15 protein-coding genes and 1 CRISPR repeat array are annotated in these 19483 nt (G+C 40.0%); of the genes, 11 read left to right on the top strand and 4 right to left on the bottom strand.

The window, feature by feature from the left end:
* Both I4V44_RS02255 and I4V44_RS02260 read right to left on the bottom strand, forming a co-directional pair.
* Positions 1-2651: TRAP transporter large permease subunit (locus I4V44_RS02255; protein WP_196002296.1), on the bottom strand; the 2651-nt coding region annotated here is incomplete at its 3' end.
* Positions 2652-3206, bottom strand: coding sequence for a TRAP transporter small permease (locus I4V44_RS02260; RefSeq protein WP_196002250.1), 555 nt, complete (start codon positions 3204-3206; stop codon positions 2652-2654).
* 1069 nt (positions 3207-4275) lie between these two features.
* On the opposite strand from I4V44_RS02260, the gene cas3 reads away from it, so the two are divergent.
* From cas3 to cas2, 9 genes are all read left to right on the top strand, one after another.
* Complete coding sequence (gene cas3 / locus I4V44_RS02265) at positions 4276-6453, top strand: CRISPR-associated helicase Cas3' (RefSeq protein WP_196002251.1); 2178 nt, start codon at positions 4276-4278, stop codon at positions 6451-6453.
* A 247-nt stretch (positions 6454-6700) separates the two neighbouring features.
* Positions 6701-7168, top strand: coding sequence for a DUF3990 domain-containing protein (locus I4V44_RS02270; protein ID WP_119253982.1), 468 nt, complete (start codon positions 6701-6703; stop codon positions 7166-7168).
* Entirely contained in the window at positions 7152-7595 is a 444-nt protein-coding gene (locus tag I4V44_RS02275; protein ID WP_196002252.1) for a hypothetical protein, read from the top strand. Before I4V44_RS02270 ends, I4V44_RS02275 begins: the two co-directional genes overlap by 17 nt.
* Before the next feature lie 25 nt (positions 7596-7620).
* Positions 7621-8277 (top strand): type I-C CRISPR-associated protein Cas5c, encoded by a 657-nt coding sequence (gene cas5c, locus I4V44_RS02280; RefSeq protein WP_118586014.1) that lies wholly within the window; start codon positions 7621-7623, stop codon positions 8275-8277.
* Complete coding sequence (cas8c, locus tag I4V44_RS02285; RefSeq protein ID WP_196002253.1) at positions 8274-10004, top strand: type I-C CRISPR-associated protein Cas8c/Csd1; 1731 nt, start codon at positions 8274-8276, stop codon at positions 10002-10004. The genes cas5c and cas8c overlap by 4 nt, the downstream gene beginning before the upstream one ends.
* Positions 10005-10895, top strand: a complete 891-nt coding sequence (cas7c, locus tag I4V44_RS02290) for a type I-C CRISPR-associated protein Cas7/Csd2 (protein WP_118571932.1) — start codon at positions 10005-10007, stop codon at positions 10893-10895.
* A complete protein-coding gene (cas4, locus tag I4V44_RS02295; RefSeq protein WP_118571931.1) occupies positions 10895-11560 on the top strand; it encodes a CRISPR-associated protein Cas4 in 666 nt (221 codons plus the stop codon). The genes cas7c and cas4 overlap by 1 nt, the downstream gene beginning before the upstream one ends.
* Positions 11557-12588, top strand: a complete 1032-nt coding sequence (cas1c, locus tag I4V44_RS02300) for a type I-C CRISPR-associated endonuclease Cas1c (protein ID WP_118571930.1) — start codon at positions 11557-11559, stop codon at positions 12586-12588. Before cas4 ends, cas1c begins: the two co-directional genes overlap by 4 nt.
* 11 nt (positions 12589-12599) lie before the next feature.
* Positions 12600-12890, top strand: a complete 291-nt coding sequence (cas2, locus tag I4V44_RS02305) for a CRISPR-associated endonuclease Cas2 (protein WP_196002254.1) — start codon at positions 12600-12602, stop codon at positions 12888-12890.
* Positions 12891-13093: 203 nt separating this feature from the next.
* A CRISPR array of direct repeats spans positions 13094-14187; the repeat unit is 32 nt; unit sequence GTCACTCCCCTTGCGGGAGTGTGGATTGAAAT.
* A 231-nt stretch (positions 14188-14418) separates the two neighbouring features.
* On the opposite strand, the gene I4V44_RS02310 is transcribed toward cas2, so the two are convergent.
* Entirely contained in the window at positions 14419-15642 is a 1224-nt protein-coding gene (locus tag I4V44_RS02310) for a dicarboxylate/amino acid:cation symporter (protein WP_196002255.1), read from the bottom strand.
* A gap of 165 nt (positions 15643-15807) precedes the next feature.
* Entirely contained in the window at positions 15808-16659 is an 852-nt protein-coding gene (locus tag I4V44_RS02315) for a helix-turn-helix domain-containing protein (RefSeq protein ID WP_196002256.1), read from the bottom strand.
* A 256-nt stretch (positions 16660-16915) separates the two neighbouring features.
* On the opposite strand from I4V44_RS02315, the gene I4V44_RS02320 reads away from it, so the two are divergent.
* Positions 16916-18283: an MFS transporter gene (locus tag I4V44_RS02320; RefSeq protein WP_196002257.1), complete on the top strand. Its 1368-nt coding sequence runs from the start codon at positions 16916-16918 to the stop codon at positions 18281-18283.
* A 26-nt stretch (positions 18284-18309) separates the two neighbouring features.
* Entirely contained in the window at positions 18310-19476 is a 1167-nt protein-coding gene (locus I4V44_RS02325) for a glycoside hydrolase family 5 protein (RefSeq protein ID WP_196002258.1), read from the top strand.
* The last annotated feature ends 7 nt before the right edge of the window (positions 19477-19483 follow it).

A 19483-nucleotide genomic window follows, 5' to 3' on the forward strand; every position in this document is an offset into this window, starting at 1 on the left:
GGAAGAGAAACAACGTTGAAACGTGGATCAAATGCAGAGTAGATCAGGTTGGAGTGCATGGAGATCTGAACCGGGTCACCATTCATCAGAGCCTGAATACCTTCGGACTGGTTGCCGTTTGTAAGCTGGTCAGCAGCGTAAATGTTGACTTTGACTTTGCCGCCTGTGGCTTTTTCCATCAGTTCACCGAACTTACGTCCGCCATCAGCCCATGTACTTGTCTCAGTAGTGGAGCATGCGAAGTTCCAGGTTGTTTCCGGCCAGTCCAGATTACTGTAATCTTCCACTGTGTTGAAGGAGTCCTTTGTGAAAAGATCAACCAGATCCTGGGCATCGTCATAGCCCTGGCTCTTCAGTTCGTTTACAAACCAGTCATCGATACCGTCAACTGCTTTTTTGAAGGAGTCGATGTCCATGTCTTCTTTTTCTGTGATTGTTACACCGTTCTGGCTTGCCCAGCGTTCTTTGATCTCGTCATCTCCGGAACGGTTGATGTAACGCTCATATTCAACTGCTTTCTGTCCTGCTTCGTCAACAACTTCCTGCTGTTCTGGTGTCAGACTGTTGTAGATGTCTTCATTGATACAGAAGAACAGACAGTCATAAATTGCATCCCACATAGAGCAGTAAGGCTGAACCTCCTGAACACTTGCAGCGTCGATAGCGGGAAGCGGATTCTCCTGACCTTCTACTGTGTTCTGCTGAAGTGCTGTGTAAGTTTCAGACCAGTTCATGTTTGTGGCATCAGCGCCCCATCTCTTGTAGCATTCCATCAGAAGGTTGGAGCCTGCTACACGAACCTTCAGGTTCTTCATATCGTCTACAGATTTAATCTCATGTTTGCTGTTTGTGATTTCGCGGAAACCGTTCTCTGCAATACCCATGCAGTGGAGTCCGTACTCACTGAGGATTTCTTTCAGCTTTGCACCTGCCTCGCCATCGAATTTCGCATCTGCATCGTCGTAAGAATCATAGACAAACGGAAGAGAAACAACGTTGAAACGTGGATCAAATGCAGAGTAGATCAGGTTGGAGTGCATGGAGATCTGAACCGGGTCACCATTCATCAGAGCCTGAATACCTTCGGACTGGTTGCCGTTTGTAAGCTGGTCAGCAGCGTAAATGTTGACTTTGACTTTGCCGCCTGTGGCTTTTTCCATCAGTTCACCGAACTTACGTCCGCCATCAGCCCATGTACTTGTCTCAGTAGTGGAGCATGCGAAGTTCCAGGTCATTTCCGGCCAGTCAAGGTCGCTGTAATCTGCGATTGTGTCAAAGGAGTTATTGCCGTTTCCTGCCTCCTTGGAAGCTGTGTCAGAGGAAGCGGAGGACTGATCACCTGTGTAGGAGCCTTCTTTTGCAAGAGCTTTCGGAAGGAAAGTGGAGGTGATCGGGATGTATGTAACGATCAGAAGAACTGCAACGCAGGCTGCGATCATTGGCACAACTGCCCTTGAGATCTCTTGCAGAGTAACTTCCAGACCTTTTTTGATCCTGATGCTGATTGCTACGAAAAGGTTTACACCTACAGGAGGAGTTACCTGTCCGATTGCAAGGTTTACAGTTGCCATAACACCGAATGCTACTATATCGTATCCAAGAGCCTTACATACAGGAAGCATGATCGGAATGAAGATGTACATAGCAGAGTTTGCATCGATGAAGCATCCTGCGATCAGGAAGATGATATTTACGATCAGCAGGAAGGTAAACTGATTGTGTGCGATGCTTCCAAGTAAATTGGAGGCTGCATCTGCAATACCGAATTTGGTACATACAAAGGAGAACAGAGAGGCACTTGCTACGATGAGCATGATACCGCCGGTTGTCTTTGCTGAGTCTACCAGAATGTCAAACATATCGCGGAAGGAAACTTCGCGGTAGATGACCATACCTACGAAGAGTCCGTATACAACGGATACGGCTGCTGCTTCTGTTGGTGTGAAGATACCGCCGTAGATACCGCCCAGAATGATGACCGGCATCAGGAATCCCCAGAAAGCATCTTTAAAAGCGTCCCAGCGTTCTTTTCCGGTAGCTCTTTCTCTGGATGGCTTGATGTTGTGTTTCTTTGCTTCAAGCATTACTACGATTACCAGTGCCACACCCATAAGGAGTCCAGGAACGATACCTGCCATGAACATATCTGCGATGGATACGCCTGTGATGGATGCGTATACAACGAATGCGATACTTGGCGGGATGACAATGGCGATGGAACTTGAGGTAGCCATCAATGCTGTGGAGAATGGTGCGGAGAAACCGCCCTTTTCTACCATGGCCGGGATCAGTACAGCACCAAGGGCTGCAACAGTTGCAGGACCGGAACCGGAGATCGCGCCGAAGAAGCAGGCTACGATAACACATACGATGGCGATACCGCCTTTTTTGTGGCCTACGCAGGTATCAACGAATTTAATCAGTCGTTTGGAGATACCGGCTTTTGCCATGATGTTTCCTGACAGTACGAAGAACGGGATTGCCAGGAGCAGGAATTTGCTGATTCCTGAGTACATGTTTGTTGCTACGATCGTCAGGGATGTACCGGAGTAGAGGATCGCGCATACGGAGGAAAGTCCGAGGCAGATTCCGATCGGCACACCGAGGATCAGGAATATGAAGAAGGAGATAAATAAGATTGCACTGATCATTTATTTGTCCTCCTTTTTGTCTGTTGTGATTGTGTTCATGTTACTTTTTGTGCTGTTGTCGGCATTCTTGGTGCTGTCGGTTTTGCAGCAGAAGTCCAGACAGAATTCAATGAAGTGAAGGATCATGCATCCTGCACCGATGGGTACGAAGGACCAGAAGATCCATTCAGGCCAGTTTAATACGAAGGTTCTTTTTCCATTCTGAAGCTGAGTGATTACCTTGTCCATTCCGTATTTGAAAAGGATGACGCTGAAGATGATGCTCAGGACTGTGATCAGAATTACGGATGGTTTCTTCAGTTTCTTTGGAAGACGGTCTGTGACCAGTGTCAGGCTGACCAGTTCTCCTTCGCGGCAGGCCAGTGCGGCTGCCAGCAGGGTGATGAGTACGAATACCGCTACTACAAGTTCTTCTGTGAAGGACCAGGAACGGTGGATGACTTTACGGGAAAATACGTTTCCCACAGTCAGCACCAGGATCAGCAGTGTGGAGATCACAAGGACGATCTTTTCTACTGCAGCCAGTGCGTTCATGATTTTTTTGTAGATTTTCATGCTCTCTACTCCTCTCAAAAAATTTGCTGCTGTTTTTCGAAATTTGGAGCAGATTCAAGGCAGATGGAATGTAATGGTTATAATATGTAATTAGTTACATTTTTCATCTGTGGTGAATTCTGTTGTCTGCGAAAAACAGAAGTAGTGTTTCGGTTTCAGATCGACAGCCTGGAAAAGAAAGTATGTCTCGTGTGTCAGGGCTTTTTTATGTTATGGGAATATTATGGAGTAATTTCCTATAACATAAAAAAAGTCCGCCCCACGCAGGGACGGACATATGATATTCCGTAACCACCCTGTTTCACCTTTGAAACAAGTACGATTCTGCAACGTACCGATATACGCGGCTCCTGTAACGGGGGGCGGCCGGGGAAGCTTACTGTGAATACGGCAATATCTGTGATGGCTGTATTCAAGGGTTCGGCTTTCCTTCTCGGGGATGATATTCGAAACAGGTCTGTCACTGCATTTCACCGGACTGCAGTTCTCTGAGGACAGGGGGACTGTTTTTACTGGTTCCCTTCGTTGAATTTATGCGTTATAGGTTTAGCTGTTTAAAAAGCTAAAGCAATTTTAACGCTGTTTGTTTTGAAAGTCAAGAGGTTTTTGTAAGTATTTGGGGGAAGTTTGTTGGTGTGGGGCGTACACAGACAATAAGGGACGCGCGAAGCAGCATCTCTCTGCAGGTTCAGTTTCGGGGGCTAAGTAACTCTAAGGTGGGGGAAATCCGCTAAAAGCATGAAGAAAAATGCAAAACTCGCTCCGTCGCAGACTCCGCTCAGACAGGTTGCTATTTTTCTTCATAACGCGGATTTCCCATACCTAAGAGTTACTAAGCCCCCTCCAAATTCACCTGCAGAGAGACGCTGCTTCGCGCTGGTTGTTGGCTGTGTACGGGGAAATGGATGAGTTTGTTGGAAGAAATTTGTAGTTGCAATAGTTGGTTTGTATATAAGAAAATTCTGAAGATTATGGAAAATTGTACAAAAAAAGATAAATAATTTTGGAAAGTATAAAGCGATAAGAAATGTTAAAATATACTTAACTATGTAGGAGAAAGGATTAAATCATGAATTTTGATGAGAGTAAAAGTTCTTTAGCGCATATTACAGAAGATGGTACTCGCGCTCAGACGGTTAAGGAACATCTTGAAGGAACAGCGCAGTTGTCAGCTGAGTTCGCAAAAGTTTTTGGATGTGAAGAATGGGGATATTGTTGTGGAATGTTACATGATATTGGAAAATATTCAGATGCATTTCAAAAACATATAAAGGGTGCAGAATGTAGGGTCGATCATGCTACAGCAGGTGCGCAGTTGTGCAGAGATTTAAAAGGACTTTATGTACTGTTAGCATATTGTATTGCCGGGCATCATGCGGGTTTGCCGGATACTGGAGAAATAAGTGATGATGGAAGATGCAAAAGTATGATGGGACGATTGAAAAAGAAAATTGAGCCATATGACAAATTTAGAAATGAAATAGAAATCCCTTCATTAAAAACGCTTCCGTTTAATTCTGGATACAGAGGTGGAGAAAAAGATAGTGCATTTATTTTTAGTATGCTGATCAGAATGCTTTTTTCTGGTTTAGTGGATGCAGATTATCTTGATACAGAAAAATTTATGCAACAGGGAAATGTGGTGCGAAATAAAGGTCAGTCAATGGAGTGGTTATTAAAGAAGGCAATGCAATATGTTAATGGATGGTTACAGACTTCAGAGACAGATACTGTTAATGGAAGAAGAACAAAAATTTTGAAAAAATGTATTAGAGATGGGGAAAAAGATAAAGATTTATTTTGTCTTACAGTTCCGACTGGAGGCGGGAAAACAATTGCTTCATTGTTATTTTCTCTTGTGCATGCGCAAAAGCACCATATGGACAGAATTATTTATGTGATTCCATATACAAGTATTATTGAGCAGAATGCACAGGTATTCAGAGGGATTTTGGGAGATGAAAATGTATTAGAAAATCATTGCAATGTAGAGTATCAGAATAGTGAAGAATTGAAACCAATGCAACTTGCAGCTGAAAATTGGGATAAGCCTATAATAGTGACAACAAATGTGCAGTTTTTCGAATCATTGTTTTCTAATAAATCATCAAAATGCAGAAAACTGCATAATATTGCTAATAGTGTGATTATTTTTGACGAAGCTCAGATGTTGCCGCTTGATTACTTGAAACCTTGTGTAGCGGTTATAGAGGAATTAATCAGACATTATGAATGCAGTGCAGTCTTATGTACAGCTACCCAGCCTGCATTGCAGCCGTTTTTTACGGAAAGAATGAAAGCAATTGAACTATGTTCAAGTGTAGATCAGCAATTTAGTTTCTTTAAGAGAACAAATATACATAATTTAAATACGATTTCAGAACAGAAACTGGTTGATATGATAAGTAAGGAAAATCAGACATTATGTATTCTAAATACAAGAGACAGGGTGAATGAGATTTATCAGAAGGTAAGAGGAGAGGGGGTTTATTATCTTTCAACTTATATGTATCCGGCTCATAGGCACAGAGTGATTTCTGAAATTAAAGAGAGGTTGCTGGAAAATAAAAAGTGTATTGTAATTTCAACAAGTCTTGTAGAAGCGGGCGTGGATTTTGATTTTAAGTCAGTTTACAGGGAACTTGCAGGTTTAGATTCGATTATTCAGGCTGCTGGGCGATGTAATAGGGAAGGGAAAAGAGCAGCAGAGGAAAGTCTGGTGTATATATTTCAGATTGAAGGAACTAAAAGTCTTCCAGGCCAGAACAAACAGATTGAAGCAGCAAAATATGTTTTGGAAACAGAGGATGATATTACATCACAGAAAGCTATCAGAAAATATTTTGAAACATTATATTATTTTCAGGGAGAAGGATTGGATAAAAAGAGAATCCTGGAGCAATTTCATCATAACATTTATCCTTTTGCAACAGTTGCGAAGGAGTTTAAACTGATTGAGCAGAATACCAAAAGTATTTTTATAAGTAAAGAAGAAGAGGCAGAGGCGATTTTAAGGGAGATACAACAAAAAGGCGCAACAAAGGAACTGATGAGAAAAGCAGGAAAATACGTTGTAAATGTGTATGAAAATTTATATAGGCGATTGGAAGATGCAGGAATGTTGTTGCCGATTTCGGAAGAAAATAATGAAGATTTCTTTATGTTGAGGGATGTGGAATTGTATACATGGGAATGTGGTTTGAAGGTTGGAGAAATATCTGATGGGGGAAATGTGTTGTTTTGTTAAATAAATGCGAAGCAGAGAAATATCATTTGACACTTCTCTGCTTTGGCTGGATATAAAGATGACCTTAAATAAAATTATTTCAATCCACATTTGATATAAAATCAAAAGACAATTGTAACAATATCATATATTACGAAAAAAGTTAACAACAAAAAAAGAATACATATTGATATTTGTTATATAAAAGAGTATCATGCAGATATGTAAATAACCATAAATTAAATTGAAATTATAAAATGGAGGAAAAATGATACTATATCACGGAAGTAAAGAAATTGTAAGATTTCCAGAGGTGAGAAAAGCTACTTTTAATAAGGATTTTTATTTTGGATTCTATTGCACTATTTATAAAGAACAGGCAGAGCGGTGGGCAACCAGATATGGAAAAAAGGGATATATAAACAGTTATGATTATATTCCCAATCCTGCATTGAAATATTTAAAGTTTGAGAAAATGACAGATGAATGGCTTGATTTTATTGCTGCATGCAGGACAGGAAAATCGCATACTTATGATATTGTAGAAGGTCCTATGGCTGATGATACGATCTTTAATTATGTACAAGCTTTTGTGGACGGAAAGATATCCAGAGCTGCATTCTGGGAGCTTGCTAAATTTAATCATCCGACGCATCAGATTAGCTTTCACACGATTTCTGCGTTAGATACATTGACATTTACAGGAAGTGAGGAAGTCTATGGGAACAAAAAATAACAGTAATTTATTCTATACGTGTAGTCTGATTGAATATATAGGACGTATTCGTAAACAAAAGCGTTGCATTATTTTGGACTTGATAGGTAAAGAAACACTGGAACGGATTTATGATTATGCGGATATTTTTCATTGTGAACCAATTGAAAAGGTTGCATCAGAATTTGTAGAAGAGTGTCAGATTCCAGAGGGGGAATTCGACAATGTTGGAGATTGCAGATATCTTATACCGGATTATTGGACAATAGGTGAAGTTTATGAGCGGGTGGTTGAAGACTGTTATCAGGATTCAGAGATTGTAAACGGGATATGGGATGTATATCATTCCTGGCTGGATGAGAGTATATCGAATTATAACACGGATTTTTATTTTCAGTCGCGTGATTATATAGCAGAATGTTATAAAGCTGGAGAAATATTGGAATAAAGATATCCGAAGGGAGGAACAGTCTGTGGGAATTGGGGTAAAAGTGAAGGTCTGGGGTGAATATGCTTTGTTTTCCAGACCGGAAATGAAGGTAGAAAGATGCTCTTATGATGTGATTACGCCTTCTGCAGCAAGAGGAATATTGGAAGCAATTTACTGGCATCCGGGAATGAAGTGGGTGATTGATAAAATTTATGTTCAGAAACCTGTTCAATTTACAAGTATAAGGCGAAATGAAGTTAAAAGTAAGATATCATCTAATAATGTACTGCCGGTATATAATGGTGCGGATAAGCCGTTGTATATTAGTACAAAATCCGATATTGTTCAGAGAGCCTCTTTATTATTACGTGACGTATCTTATGTAATAGAGGCACATTTTGAAATGACTGAGAAAGCTGTTGAATCAGATAATCCGGGGAAGTTCAAAGATATTATTATGCGCCGTTTGAAACGAGGAGAATGTTATCATACGCCATATTTTGGATGCAGAGAATTTCCGGCGAATTTTTGTTTATGTGAAGATGATAAAATTGAAACGGCATATTCCGGAGAAAAAGATCTTGGCTTTATGCTTTACGATATGGATTTTTCAGATCTGGATAATATTCAGCCAATGTTTTTCAGAGCGCTTATGAAAGATGGAGTTATCAATCTCAGAGATTGTGAGGTGATAAGATGATCTTACAGTCACTGGTTCAGCATTATGAAATGCTGGCAGATAAAGGAAAGGTAACAAAACCTGGATGGTGCAGTGCAAAAGTATCTTATGCAATAAGGCTTGGGATTGATGGAACTGTGTTGGGAATTGTTGATTTGCGTCAGGAAGAAACAAGAGGGAAAAAAACAGTAATGGTTCCTGCTAATCTGGAAGTACCACAGATGGTTTCCAGATCATCTGGTGTATTGCCTAATTTTCTGTGCGATAACTCTAAGTATTTATTAGGGATTGATAAAGAAGGAAGCAGTGGAAGAGTCAGAGAGTGTTTTGAATCTGCGAAAGAATTGCATATAAAATATTTGCAGGATGTTCACAATGAAACAGCTACTGCAGTAAAAAAATTTTTTCAGAAATGGAATCCGGATAAAGCGAGAGAATGCCAGGAAATTAATAAGATATGGGATGAAATAACATCGGGTGGAAATCTGATCTTTATGCTTATGGTGCAGTATGTTCAGGATGACGATGAGATAAGAAGAGCTTGGAATCAGATAAAGGAAACAAAGCCGGATGATGCCCAGGCGATATGTCTGGTCACAGGTGAAAAGACAGAAATTGCCCGCATTCATACAACGATAAAAGGAGTGCAGGGAGCACAATCCAGTGGTGCGGCTCTTGTTTCTTTTAATGCACCTGCTTTTGAGTCTTATGGGAAATCGCAGAGCTATAATGCACCTGTTGGACAGTATGCAGCGTTTGCTTATACAACTGCTCTTAACCATTTATTAGCTCAGAGAGAGTTTGTTTTTCAGTTTGGTGATACTTCTATTGTATTTTGGTCTGAAGATGGAGAGGACGTTTATCAGGATATTTTTTCTATGTCATTGGAACCGCAGGTAGATAATCAGGAAACTATAAAAGGAGTTTTTAAAGCTTTGTCAGAAAATCGTCCTGTGGTTGTGGATGATATAGAACTGAACACAAATCAGAAATTTTATATATTAGGATTAGCACCTAATGCTGCCCGTTTGTCTGTAAGATTTTTTTATCAGAATGAATTTGGTAATATTTTGGAAAATCTTCAGGAGCATTATCGAAGAATGGATGTTGTGAAACCGCAGTGGGATAGCAGAGAGTATCTGGGAGTAAATTCTATGTTGCAGGAAACCGTAAACCAAAATTCAAAAGATAAAAAGCCCAAAGCTAATATGGCTGCTGCAACGCTGCAGGCTATTTTAGCAGGGGGACGATATCCTGAAAGTCTGTATGGTAGTGTGCTGCTTCGTATCAGGTGCGAGCAGGGAAAAGTTACCAGAGGAAGGGCAGCTATTATAAAGGCGTATTTATTAAAGAATAAAACTATAATAAAGGAGGGGGATTTTGTGGGACTAAATGAAAACACAAATGAAAAGGCTTATGTACTGGGAAGAATTTTTGCTGTTTTGGAAGCAATTCAGGAGGAGGCAAATCCGGGAATCAATACGACTATTAAGGATAGATATTATAATTCGGCCAGTACGACACCAGTTTCAGTTTTTCCAATATTGATAAGGCTGAAAAACAGCCATATAAGGAAATTAGAGAAGCAAAAAGAGGCAATGAAAGTTTATTATGAAAAAATATTGACAGATTTATTCGGAAGAATAGAAAATTTCCCGACACGTTTGTCATTAGAAGAACAGGGAAGTTTTGCACTGGGTTACTATCATCAGATACAAAAACGATTTGAAAAAAAGGGGGATAAATAAATGGGAGAACCGATTAAAAACAGATATGAATTTGTAATTCTTTTTGATGTGGAAAATGGAAATCCAAATGGCGATCCGGATGCCGGAAATATGCCAAGAATGGATCCGGAAAGTGGTTATGGTCTGGTTACGGATGTATGTCTGAAAAGGAAAATACGTAACTATATCGAAACAGTGAAAGAAGATGAGGAAGGATATCGGATTTATATTAAAGAAGATGTTCCTTTAAACAGAAGCGATAATCGGGCATATCAATATCTTGGGGTTGATGATAAGTCAGTTAAAGAATTGAAAAAGAAAGATCCGGACGCAGATAAAAAAATACGGGATTTTATGTGCAGGAATTTTTATGATATCCGTACATTTGGTGCGGTTATGACAACTTTTGTGAAAGCGGCATTAAATTGTGGACAGGTAAGAGGACCTGTTCAACTTGGATTTGCAAGAAGTATTGATCCGATTATTACACAGGAAGTAACAATTACAAGGGTTGCAATTACGACCGAAAAGGATGCGGAAAATAAGAGTACAGAGATGGGACGAAAGAATATAGTTCCTTACGCATTGTACAGAGCAGAAGGATATATTTCTGCAAACTTAGCTCGAAAAGTTACAGGTTTTTCTGAAGAGGATCTGGAACTTTTATGGGAAGCTATTATTAATATGTTTGAACATGATCATTCAGCAGCACGAGGAAAAATGGCTGTGAGAGAGCTGATCGTGTTTAAACATAGCAAAGAATTGGGTGATTGCCCGTCTTATAAATTATTTGATGCTGTTGAAGTCAGAAGAAAAGAAGATATACTTTATCCAAGACAGTATCAGGATTACGTGGTGAATATTCATGAGGAACAGATTCCGGAAAGTGTAGAAATGACAAGGAAAATATAATGGAATATCAGGAAGACGATTATTTGATGATTTCAGGCATTCAGCATTTTGAATTTTGCAGACGTCAGTGGGCATTGATTCATATTGAACAACAATGGGCAGAAAATGTTCATACGGTGGTTGGAGAATTGATGCATAAAAAGGTTCATGATCCATATTTGCAGGAAAAAAGAAAAGATGTACTTTATGTAAGAGCTTTACCTGTCTCTTCCAGAATAATGGGAGTCAGTGGAGAGTGTGATATGGTAGAATTTCATAAAGCTGAAGATGGAATAACACTGTTTGGACATCGGGGACTATATACGGTATATCCTGTAGAGTACAAAAAGGGTAAGCCTAAAGAATCAGAAGAAGATATATTACAGCTGGTCGCTCAGGTTATGTGTCTGGAAGAAATGTTTTCTACAAATATTTCTGAAGGAGCGATTTTTTATGGTGAAACAAGGCGGAGGGAATCTATAGCGATTACAAATCAATTACGTACGAAGGTAAATGAAATGTTTTCAGAGATGCATCAATACTATGATAGAAAATATACACCGAAAGTAAAATGGAGCAAAAAATGTAATGGATGTTCTTTGAAGGATATTTGTCTGCCTAAAATGGGAAAAGCAGGGTCAGCAAAACAATATGTCCAAAAGGTACTGGTGGAGGAGGAAATTTGAAGAAATTACTGAATACATTATATATTACTTCAGAAAATAGTTATCTGGCTTTGGATGGAGAAAATATAGTGATTCTTGAAGATGAAAAGGTGAAAGGACGTGTTCCATTGCATAACTTGGAAGGAATTGTCTCCTTTGGATATCGTGGAACAAGTCCGGCTTTAATGGGTGCCTGTGTGGAGAGAAATATAGCATTATGCTATCTTACGCCACAGGGAAAATTTCTGGCACGTGTAAATGGTAAAGTGCGAGGAAATGTAGTTTTGCGTCAAAAACAATATGCAAGCAGTCATGATGAACAAGTTAGCCTTGATATAGCCAGAAATTGTATTTTGGGAAAAATTTATAATGCTAGATGGGTTCTTGAGAGGGTAATCAGAGATCATGGAATGCAGATTGATAAAGAAAAAGTTAAAAATGCATCAATGTTATTGAAAGATTCGATGCAATTAGTGCAGAATGCAGAATCAAAAGATCAATTAAGGGGATATGAAGGGGAAGCTGCAAGTGTTTATTTTGGCGTTTTTGATGAATTGATTCTACAGCAGAAGAAGGATTTTTTCTTTCATGGCAGGAACAAAAGACCGCCGGTAGATAAAGTAAATGCGTTGCTTTCCTTTACATATACATTATTGACGAATATGATTGTTTCTGCATTAGAAACTGTTGGCCTGGATCCATGCGTGGGATATTTACATACAGAGAGACCGGGCAGAGCATCTTTAGCTTTGGATATGATAGAAGAATTTCGGGCGGTTTGGGCTGATCGTTTTGTGCTGTCTCTGATTAATAAAAGGATGATAAATGGTAAGCAATTTAAACAAAAAGAAAATGGAGCAGTACTTATGGATGATGATTTGCGCAAACAGGTTTTAACTGAATGGCAAAATAAGAAGAAAGAGGTAATTACTCATCCATTTCTTGGAGAAAAAGTTGAATGGGGCATGTTACCTTATGTACAAGCCATGTTGTTAGCGAGATACTTGAGAGGCGATTTGGATGCATATCCCCCATTTTTATGGAAGTGAGATGATAAAAGATGCTTGTTCTGATAACCTATGATGTGAATACAGAAGCGGCAGCCGGAAAAGCAAGATTACGGAAAGTAGCAAAACAATGTGTTAATTATGGAAGACGTGTCCAAAATTCAGTTTTTGAATGCATCTTGGATAGTGCACAATGCGTTACCCTTAAGGCTGCTTTGGCGAATATTATTGATGAAAAGACAGATAGTTTAAGATTTTATTATCTGGGAAATAATTATAAATCTAAAATAGAGCACATGGGAATAGAAAGAGGAATATCAGCAGATGATATGCTGATATTATGATGGAAAAAGTTTTGAAGCCAATCAGGAGAGGTGCGAATGCTAAGAATACATAAATTCTTTAGAAGACTCGCACCAGAAAAAAAGAATTGTTATCTGATAAATGGTAGTATATAATTATTTGTATCAGTAATTACAGGTGATTTTGAAATGTTACTTTAGAAGATAATGACAAAATTGAAATGTAATTATTGGTAAAAATTGCTGTCACTCCCCTTGCGGGAGTGTGGATTGAAATACCTATATGTGAGTTGTGTTCTATGAGCTTTTGGTCACTCCCCTTGCGGGAGTGTGGATTGAAATGGCATATACGGATAAATTAAATGGTTTTGTTGAAGTCACTCCCCTTGCGGGAGTGTGGATTGAAATAAATTTTGGACCAGCTGCATCGACATAAGCACAACGTCACTCCCCTTGCGGGAGTGTGGATTGAAATTGTTTAATTAATTACATTATGGAGGCTTGGCTCCGGTCACTCCCCTTGCGGGAGTGTGGATTGAAATTTTTATCTTTTCATATTCCTGCTGAGTTGCTCTCGTCACTCCCCTTGCGGGAGTGTGGATTGAAATCCCGAACAACGTGAGATGTCGAAGGACGATTATGGTCACTCCCCTTGCGGGAGTGTGGATTGAAATTGGATAAAGTTTCCGGAAGTGTAGGAATTGATTACGGTCACTCCCCTTGCGGGAGTGTGGATTGAAATAGCTAAAAATCTGGATAATCTCTCAAAAGAACTAGTCACTCCCCTTGCGGGAGTGTGGATTGAAATATATTAAATGGTCAAACGATGGAGGAAAGACTATGTCACTCCCCTTGCGGGAGTGTGGATTGAAATTCCAGAATTCGATATAGAGCCAAAGAAACCAGAAGGTCACTCCCCTTGCGGGAGTGTGGATTGAAATTGAGCAATTGCAGCCTGTCTCTCGGACGGGTCTTGTCACTCCCCTTGCGGGAGTGTGGATTGAAATTCTCTGTATTGACAGATATTGTCGCAGATGTAACTCGTTACTCCCCTTGCGGGAGTGTGGATTGAAATAGCTTTAATGGTTGACTGCTTGACTTTGCAGATGGTCACTCCCTTTGCGGGAGTGTGGATTGAAATAATCTCTGTTAGCAAAAATCACAGCGTTAGAAACTGTCACTCCCCTTGCGAGAGTGTGGATTGAAATGATTGTTCGGATGGCACTAAATACAGGCATTTTGTCACTCCCCTTGCGGGAGTGTGGATTGAAATTGGGATTATTATATCTTATCAGATGTTTATTTTCGTCACTCCCCTTGCGGGAGCGTGGATTAAAATTTGAGAAAGAAGATGACAGGAGGTTTTCAAATTATGGAACGTCTATGGAGAAGTTATTCGGTTATGAGCAAGTAGCGAAGCGGATTGCGAATATCCGCTTGACTATTGAGAACCCAAATGAGGAGAAAGTGGAATTCAGTTAGTATCTGTAAGGACTGTAATGTATAGTAAAAAGGAAGCAAAATCCGGATACCTCGATTTTGCTTCCTTTTTTATTGTTTGGGTAAAAGGTTAATCCTCTAATTTGATTTTCTCTTTCAGAACCACACACCCCGCCATATCTCCGATAACATTGACGCAGGTTGCGCCCATATCGCAGAGTGTGTTGATGCTGATATAAACGCCCATGACACCGGACGGCAGACCTGCCATGGTTGCAAGGGCTGCGAAGGATGCGATGGCACCGCCCGGGATTCCCGGGGTTCCTACTGACAGGAGTACGTTTGCCAGAAGGATTATGATCATCATGGAAATGCTTATGTTAATTCCGCATGCATTGGCGAAGAACATGATCATGAATGACATCAGGATGGATACGGCATCCATGTTTACAGTAGCGCCAAGAGGAATGGCAATACTTGTGATCTTGTTGGATACGCCCATTTCGTCTTCCATACGCTGTTTACTGATCGGAATGGTCGCTGAACTGGAACAGGTTCCGAATGCGTTCAGAGCTGCGGGAAGCATTGCTTTGAAGAATTTTACAGGGCTTTCTTTGCCGAGGAATTTTACGGAGCCGCCGTAAATGACCAGGGCGAAGCCGAAGAATGCCACATACAGGATGATCAGCTGAGTTGCCAGTGAAATGATGGTTTCTGTACCGTTGGCTTCTACAACAGGAACGATAGTACAGAATACACCGATAGGTGTGAAGTACATAACTGTGCTGATTACTTTCAGGCAGACTTCATTGCAGGAATCGATTACATTCAGAAGTGCTTTACCTTTTTCACCGATAGTGATAAGTGTGAAGCCTACGATGACTGCGAATACAAGTACCTGAAGCATGTTTCCGTTTGTGAAAGCTGCAACCGGGTTGGATGGGATCAGGTTTTTGATGGTGTCCAGAATGCTGGTCATCTCAGTTGCCTGGATGTCGGAAGTTGCCATCTCGAATTTAACACCCTCACCGAGATGGATCAGCCGCGGGATGATCAGTCCTGCCAGGCTGGCAAGTGCTGTGGTGCACAGGAAAAAGATCATGGCGCCGGCTGTGATCTTGCCGGTTGTGCGGGCATTACCGATGCTAGAGATACCCATGATAATGGAACAGAAGACCAGTGGAAAGATCATCATGTTCAGGGCATTCATGTAAATGCTTCCGATAAGGCTTGTGATGGCAAGTACCGGTTCGAAACGGTTTGCCAGAAACAGTCCGGTAATGATACCAAGGATCAGACCGGTAAAGATTGCTACGGTAATATGTTTTTTATACCACGAATAGAATTTTTTCATTTGTTCCCTCCTCTTTATTTTCATTTCCTGATACCCGAAGGACTATATTGGCAGACGGATTGAGTGATGCGCAAATCTGGTAAAATTTCTGCGGCCTATAATTGTGATAAGATACCGGGTTCAGGAAAAATAGCACGACACTACTTTACCACAATAATGTGTGAATTACAATATTTCCCGCTGTTTTCTTATTTGAGTGGGAGTGTTTCCGAAATGCTCAAGGAACATCCTGCGAAATAGTTTGTAATTGGTAAAGCCATGCTGCTCCAGAATGACATGAACAGGATCTCTGGTTGTGATCAGATCACGATAAATAAAGGAAAGGCGGTATTCATTCTGATATTCGAGAAATGTAATTCCCATTTTTTTCTTGAAGAAGCGGCAGAAATATCCTGTCTGGAGACTGGCGACTTCTGCAATCTCATTAAGGGAGATGGATTCTCTGTAATGTTTGGAAATATAGTCCAGCACAGGTTCCAGACGGTCCATGTCTTTTTTTTCCTGACTGGTACTGTTTTGGAGGATTTTGACTGCAAAATTGTGATACAGCTGGAATAGAAGCTCAAACATCAGGCTGTTGAAGCGGAGCAGATATCCATCCGGGCGCACATCATTAATGATCTGAAGCTGTTCCAGAATGGTCTTAAACATACTCTGTTTGGTCTGTTGTCTCTGATCTTTTGTACGAAAATCAAAGAGAAAAATAAGCTTCCCAGGATTAGGAATATATTTTTCCATAAAATCCAGAGGAATCTGAAGGAGGATTGCTGTGTTTGGCGAAGTGCATTTCGTAGAATGCAGAACATTGCCGTTGATCACAATGCAGTCTCCTTTTTGGATAGTAAAGTTTTCAGATTCTATTGTTACATTCAGAGAACCTTCCTGCATATAAATGATTTCAACTGCACGATGCCAGTGCATGGGGATGTAGCTTCCCGGATCAGTGGAAGTACGGAATTTGACATTGGTATCAACAGGCACATCTATAATTTCATGTGAAATTTCTTTACTCTTCATTTTTATCATTCTCCCTGTTTATATAGTGATTTTTGTAGATACTGTATATGGCTTTTGTTTATCAAAATGTGAAATCATCAGAACATAAAATTTTCGGATTTCAATATAAAAAGAGAATATTGACCTATATATTAGCTCTTTTTATACCTTATACACTTGTACAAGGTATGATATTATAATACCATAAAATACAGCCATGGCCAGTGATAAAATAAAAAAACAGGAAAATCAGGAGATAAAAAGAGGGAGAAAAACAATGAACCAAAAGAGTAAATTAACCTTTGGAAAAATTTTTGAACGATTTGCATATGGATGTGGGGATTTCGGCTGTAATATCATTTATACGGCAATGTCGGCATTTCTGCTGTTTTATTATACAGACTATGCAGGAGTCAGTGCAATGGCAGTTGGAACGATTATGATGATCTCAAGGATTTTTGACGGAATCAGCGATATTGTCATGGGAGTTATTGTTGACCGTACTCATTCCAGATTTGGAAAGGCAAGACCATGGATTCTGCGTATGTGTATTCCGTTTGCAATATCAGGAGTCCTAATGTTCTCTGTTCCGGCTTCCTGGACATCTACACCGAAGTTGGTTTATGTATTTATCACTTATAATCTGGTATCTACTATCATCTATACTGCAATCAATGTACCGTATTCTGCGTTAAATGCATTGATGACACAGGATCCATATGAGAGATCTGTATTAAGTATTTTCAGAAATCTGCTTGCAACAGCAGGAACACTTACAATAAATACATTTACATTGCCGTTGGTAGAATATTTTGGAAACAATGCATCTGCATGGACAAAAACATTTGTTATATTTGGATTTGTTTCTGTTGCCGCTTTTCTCTGCACCTTCTTTGGGACAAAAGAAAGAGTAAGAGCAACAGAAACGGGAGAACAGAAAGTAGAAAAAAATGTTCCCTTTGTGACTGGAATCAAGGCTCTTTTTCAGAATAAATACTGGATTATGATGACAGGAATGCTGGCACTTTTCTTTCTGATGTATTCTGTAAACGGTGGCGCAACTGTATATTATGCAAAAGATATTCTGGGGGATAAAAATCTTGTAAGTACCATCAATGGAATCTTTAACGTCGTACAGATTCTGGCAATGTTCTTCATTGCAATGCTGGTAAAAAAATATGGAAAAAGAAATGTATTTTCAATAGGACTTATCCTGGATATTATAGGAATGCTTGTCTTAAATTTCTCAGGAGGTTTCATGTCGATGATCGTGGTCTCCAGCGTCATCCGAGGAATTGGAAATGCCTGTGGTGGTGCAACTATGTGGGCAATGGTATCTGATACTATTGATTACGGAGAGTGGAAAACAGGATATCGTACAGAAGGACTCGTAAACAGTGCCTGCAGTTTTGGGTATAAGATCGGAAACGGTATCGGTTCTGCACTTCTGGGGGTAATTCTGGAAGTTGGCGGATATGTTGGAAATGCAGCGGCACAGACAGCTTCCGCACTGACATCTATCAGAATTTGTTTTGTATGGATTCCCATTGCAGTTTATGTATGTGGTCTGATCATTATGAAATTTTATCATTTGGACAGAGAGTTTGACGGTATTATTGCCGATCTGAAAGAACGTAATAAATAACAGGAAACAATGGAGGTTTGGACAAAATGAAGATTAAAGGAGTTAATCTTGGAAACTGGCTGGTTCTGGAAAAATGGATGAATCCGGCTTTGTTTGAAGGCACAACAGCGGAAGATGAATATTATCTTCCGCGCCAGCTTTCCCCGGAAGTGTATGAGGCAAGGATTAAGATCCATCGCTCAGAATACATTACAGAACGTGATTTTATAACAATCAAAAGAATGGGACTTGATTCAGTGAGGATTCCGGTACCATATTTTATTTTTGGAGACAGAGAACCGTTTATCGGCTGTATTGAGGAACTGGATAAAGCATTTAACTGGGCAGAAAAATATGGACTGACAATTCTGATTGATCTTCATACTGTTCCGTTAAGTCAGAATGGTTTTGATAACGGGGGATTGAGCGGTATATGTAAATGGGCACAGAATCCAGATGAAGTAGAATTTGTGCTTGGCGTACTGGAACGTCTTGCAAAACGATATGGTGAAAGAAAAGGTCTTATGGGAATCCAGCCTTTGAATGAGCCAATTACGGAAAAGATGTGGAATACTATGGATGTGCAGCATCGATATCCTCCGGTTGATGCGGAACTTGCAGAAGGATCAGCACCGATTACTATGGAGTTTCTCCGTAAATTTTATCTGGATGCTTATGATTGTATCAGCAGATATATGCCGAAAGAGAAATATGTGGTTATCCATGATGGATTTGATCTCATGGCGTGGAAAGATTTTATGCAGGAAGAAAAATATTCCAATGTAATTCTGGATACCCATCAATATCTGATGTTTGCTGAATCCGAAGGCTGTGAACAGACTCTGGAGGCTTATAAGAAATATATCAAAGAGGAATTAGAACCAAAGATTGTGGAAATGGAGAACTATTTCCCGGTTATCTGTGGAGAGTGGTGTCTGTTTAATTCTCTTGCCTGTGGCTGTGATACAAAAGGTGGCCAGAGCGTTTTGAATGGAGTGGAAGGAAATTCAGAAGAGACAGTCAGTGCCGGAGAAAAGAAAAAAATATATAATGCTCTGGCAAAGGCTCAGTTTGAGACATGGAACAGAGGCAGCGGTTACTATTACTGGAGCTACAAACTTCTCACAGATACAGTAAATACACCCGGATGGATCGGATGGGACAGCTGGGATCTGGGACGTAGTGTTGATTTTGGATGGATTGTGATGGAATGATACAAGG

This window comes from Blautia sp. 1001283B150304_161114_C9 (assembly GCF_015668165.1).
Classification (GTDB): Bacteria; Bacillota; Clostridia; order Lachnospirales; family Lachnospiraceae; genus Blautia_A; species Blautia_A wexlerae.

Excerpts from the sequence above, each read along its gene's own strand:
- I4V44_RS02315 (WP_196002256.1), bottom strand. The coding sequence starts at position 16,659 with ATGAAGAGTAAAGAAATTTCACATGAAATTATAGATGTGCCTGTTGAT.
- I4V44_RS02325 (WP_196002258.1), top strand. The coding sequence starts at position 18,310 with ATGAAGATTAAAGGAGTTAATCTTGGAAACTGGCTGGTTCTGGAAAAA.
- I4V44_RS02270 (WP_119253982.1), top strand. The coding sequence starts at position 6,701 with ATGATACTATATCACGGAAGTAAAGAAATTGTAAGATTTCCAGAGGTG.
- I4V44_RS02275 (WP_196002252.1), top strand. The coding sequence starts at position 7,152 with ATGGGAACAAAAAATAACAGTAATTTATTCTATACGTGTAGTCTGATT.
- I4V44_RS02310 (WP_196002255.1), bottom strand. The coding sequence starts at position 15,642 with ATGAAAAAATTCTATTCGTGGTATAAAAAACATATTACCGTAGCAATC.
- cas2 (WP_196002254.1), top strand. The coding sequence starts at position 12,600 with ATGCTTGTTCTGATAACCTATGATGTGAATACAGAAGCGGCAGCCGGA.
- cas7c (WP_118571932.1), top strand. The coding sequence starts at position 10,005 with ATGGGAGAACCGATTAAAAACAGATATGAATTTGTAATTCTTTTTGAT.
- cas8c (WP_196002253.1), top strand. The coding sequence starts at position 8,274 with ATGATCTTACAGTCACTGGTTCAGCATTATGAAATGCTGGCAGATAAA.
- cas3 (WP_196002251.1), top strand. The coding sequence starts at position 4,276 with ATGAATTTTGATGAGAGTAAAAGTTCTTTAGCGCATATTACAGAAGAT.
- I4V44_RS02320 (WP_196002257.1), top strand. The coding sequence starts at position 16,916 with ATGAACCAAAAGAGTAAATTAACCTTTGGAAAAATTTTTGAACGATTT.
- cas4 (WP_118571931.1), top strand. The coding sequence starts at position 10,895 with ATGGAATATCAGGAAGACGATTATTTGATGATTTCAGGCATTCAGCAT.
- I4V44_RS02260 (WP_196002250.1), bottom strand. The coding sequence starts at position 3,206 with ATGAAAATCTACAAAAAAATCATGAACGCACTGGCTGCAGTAGAAAAG.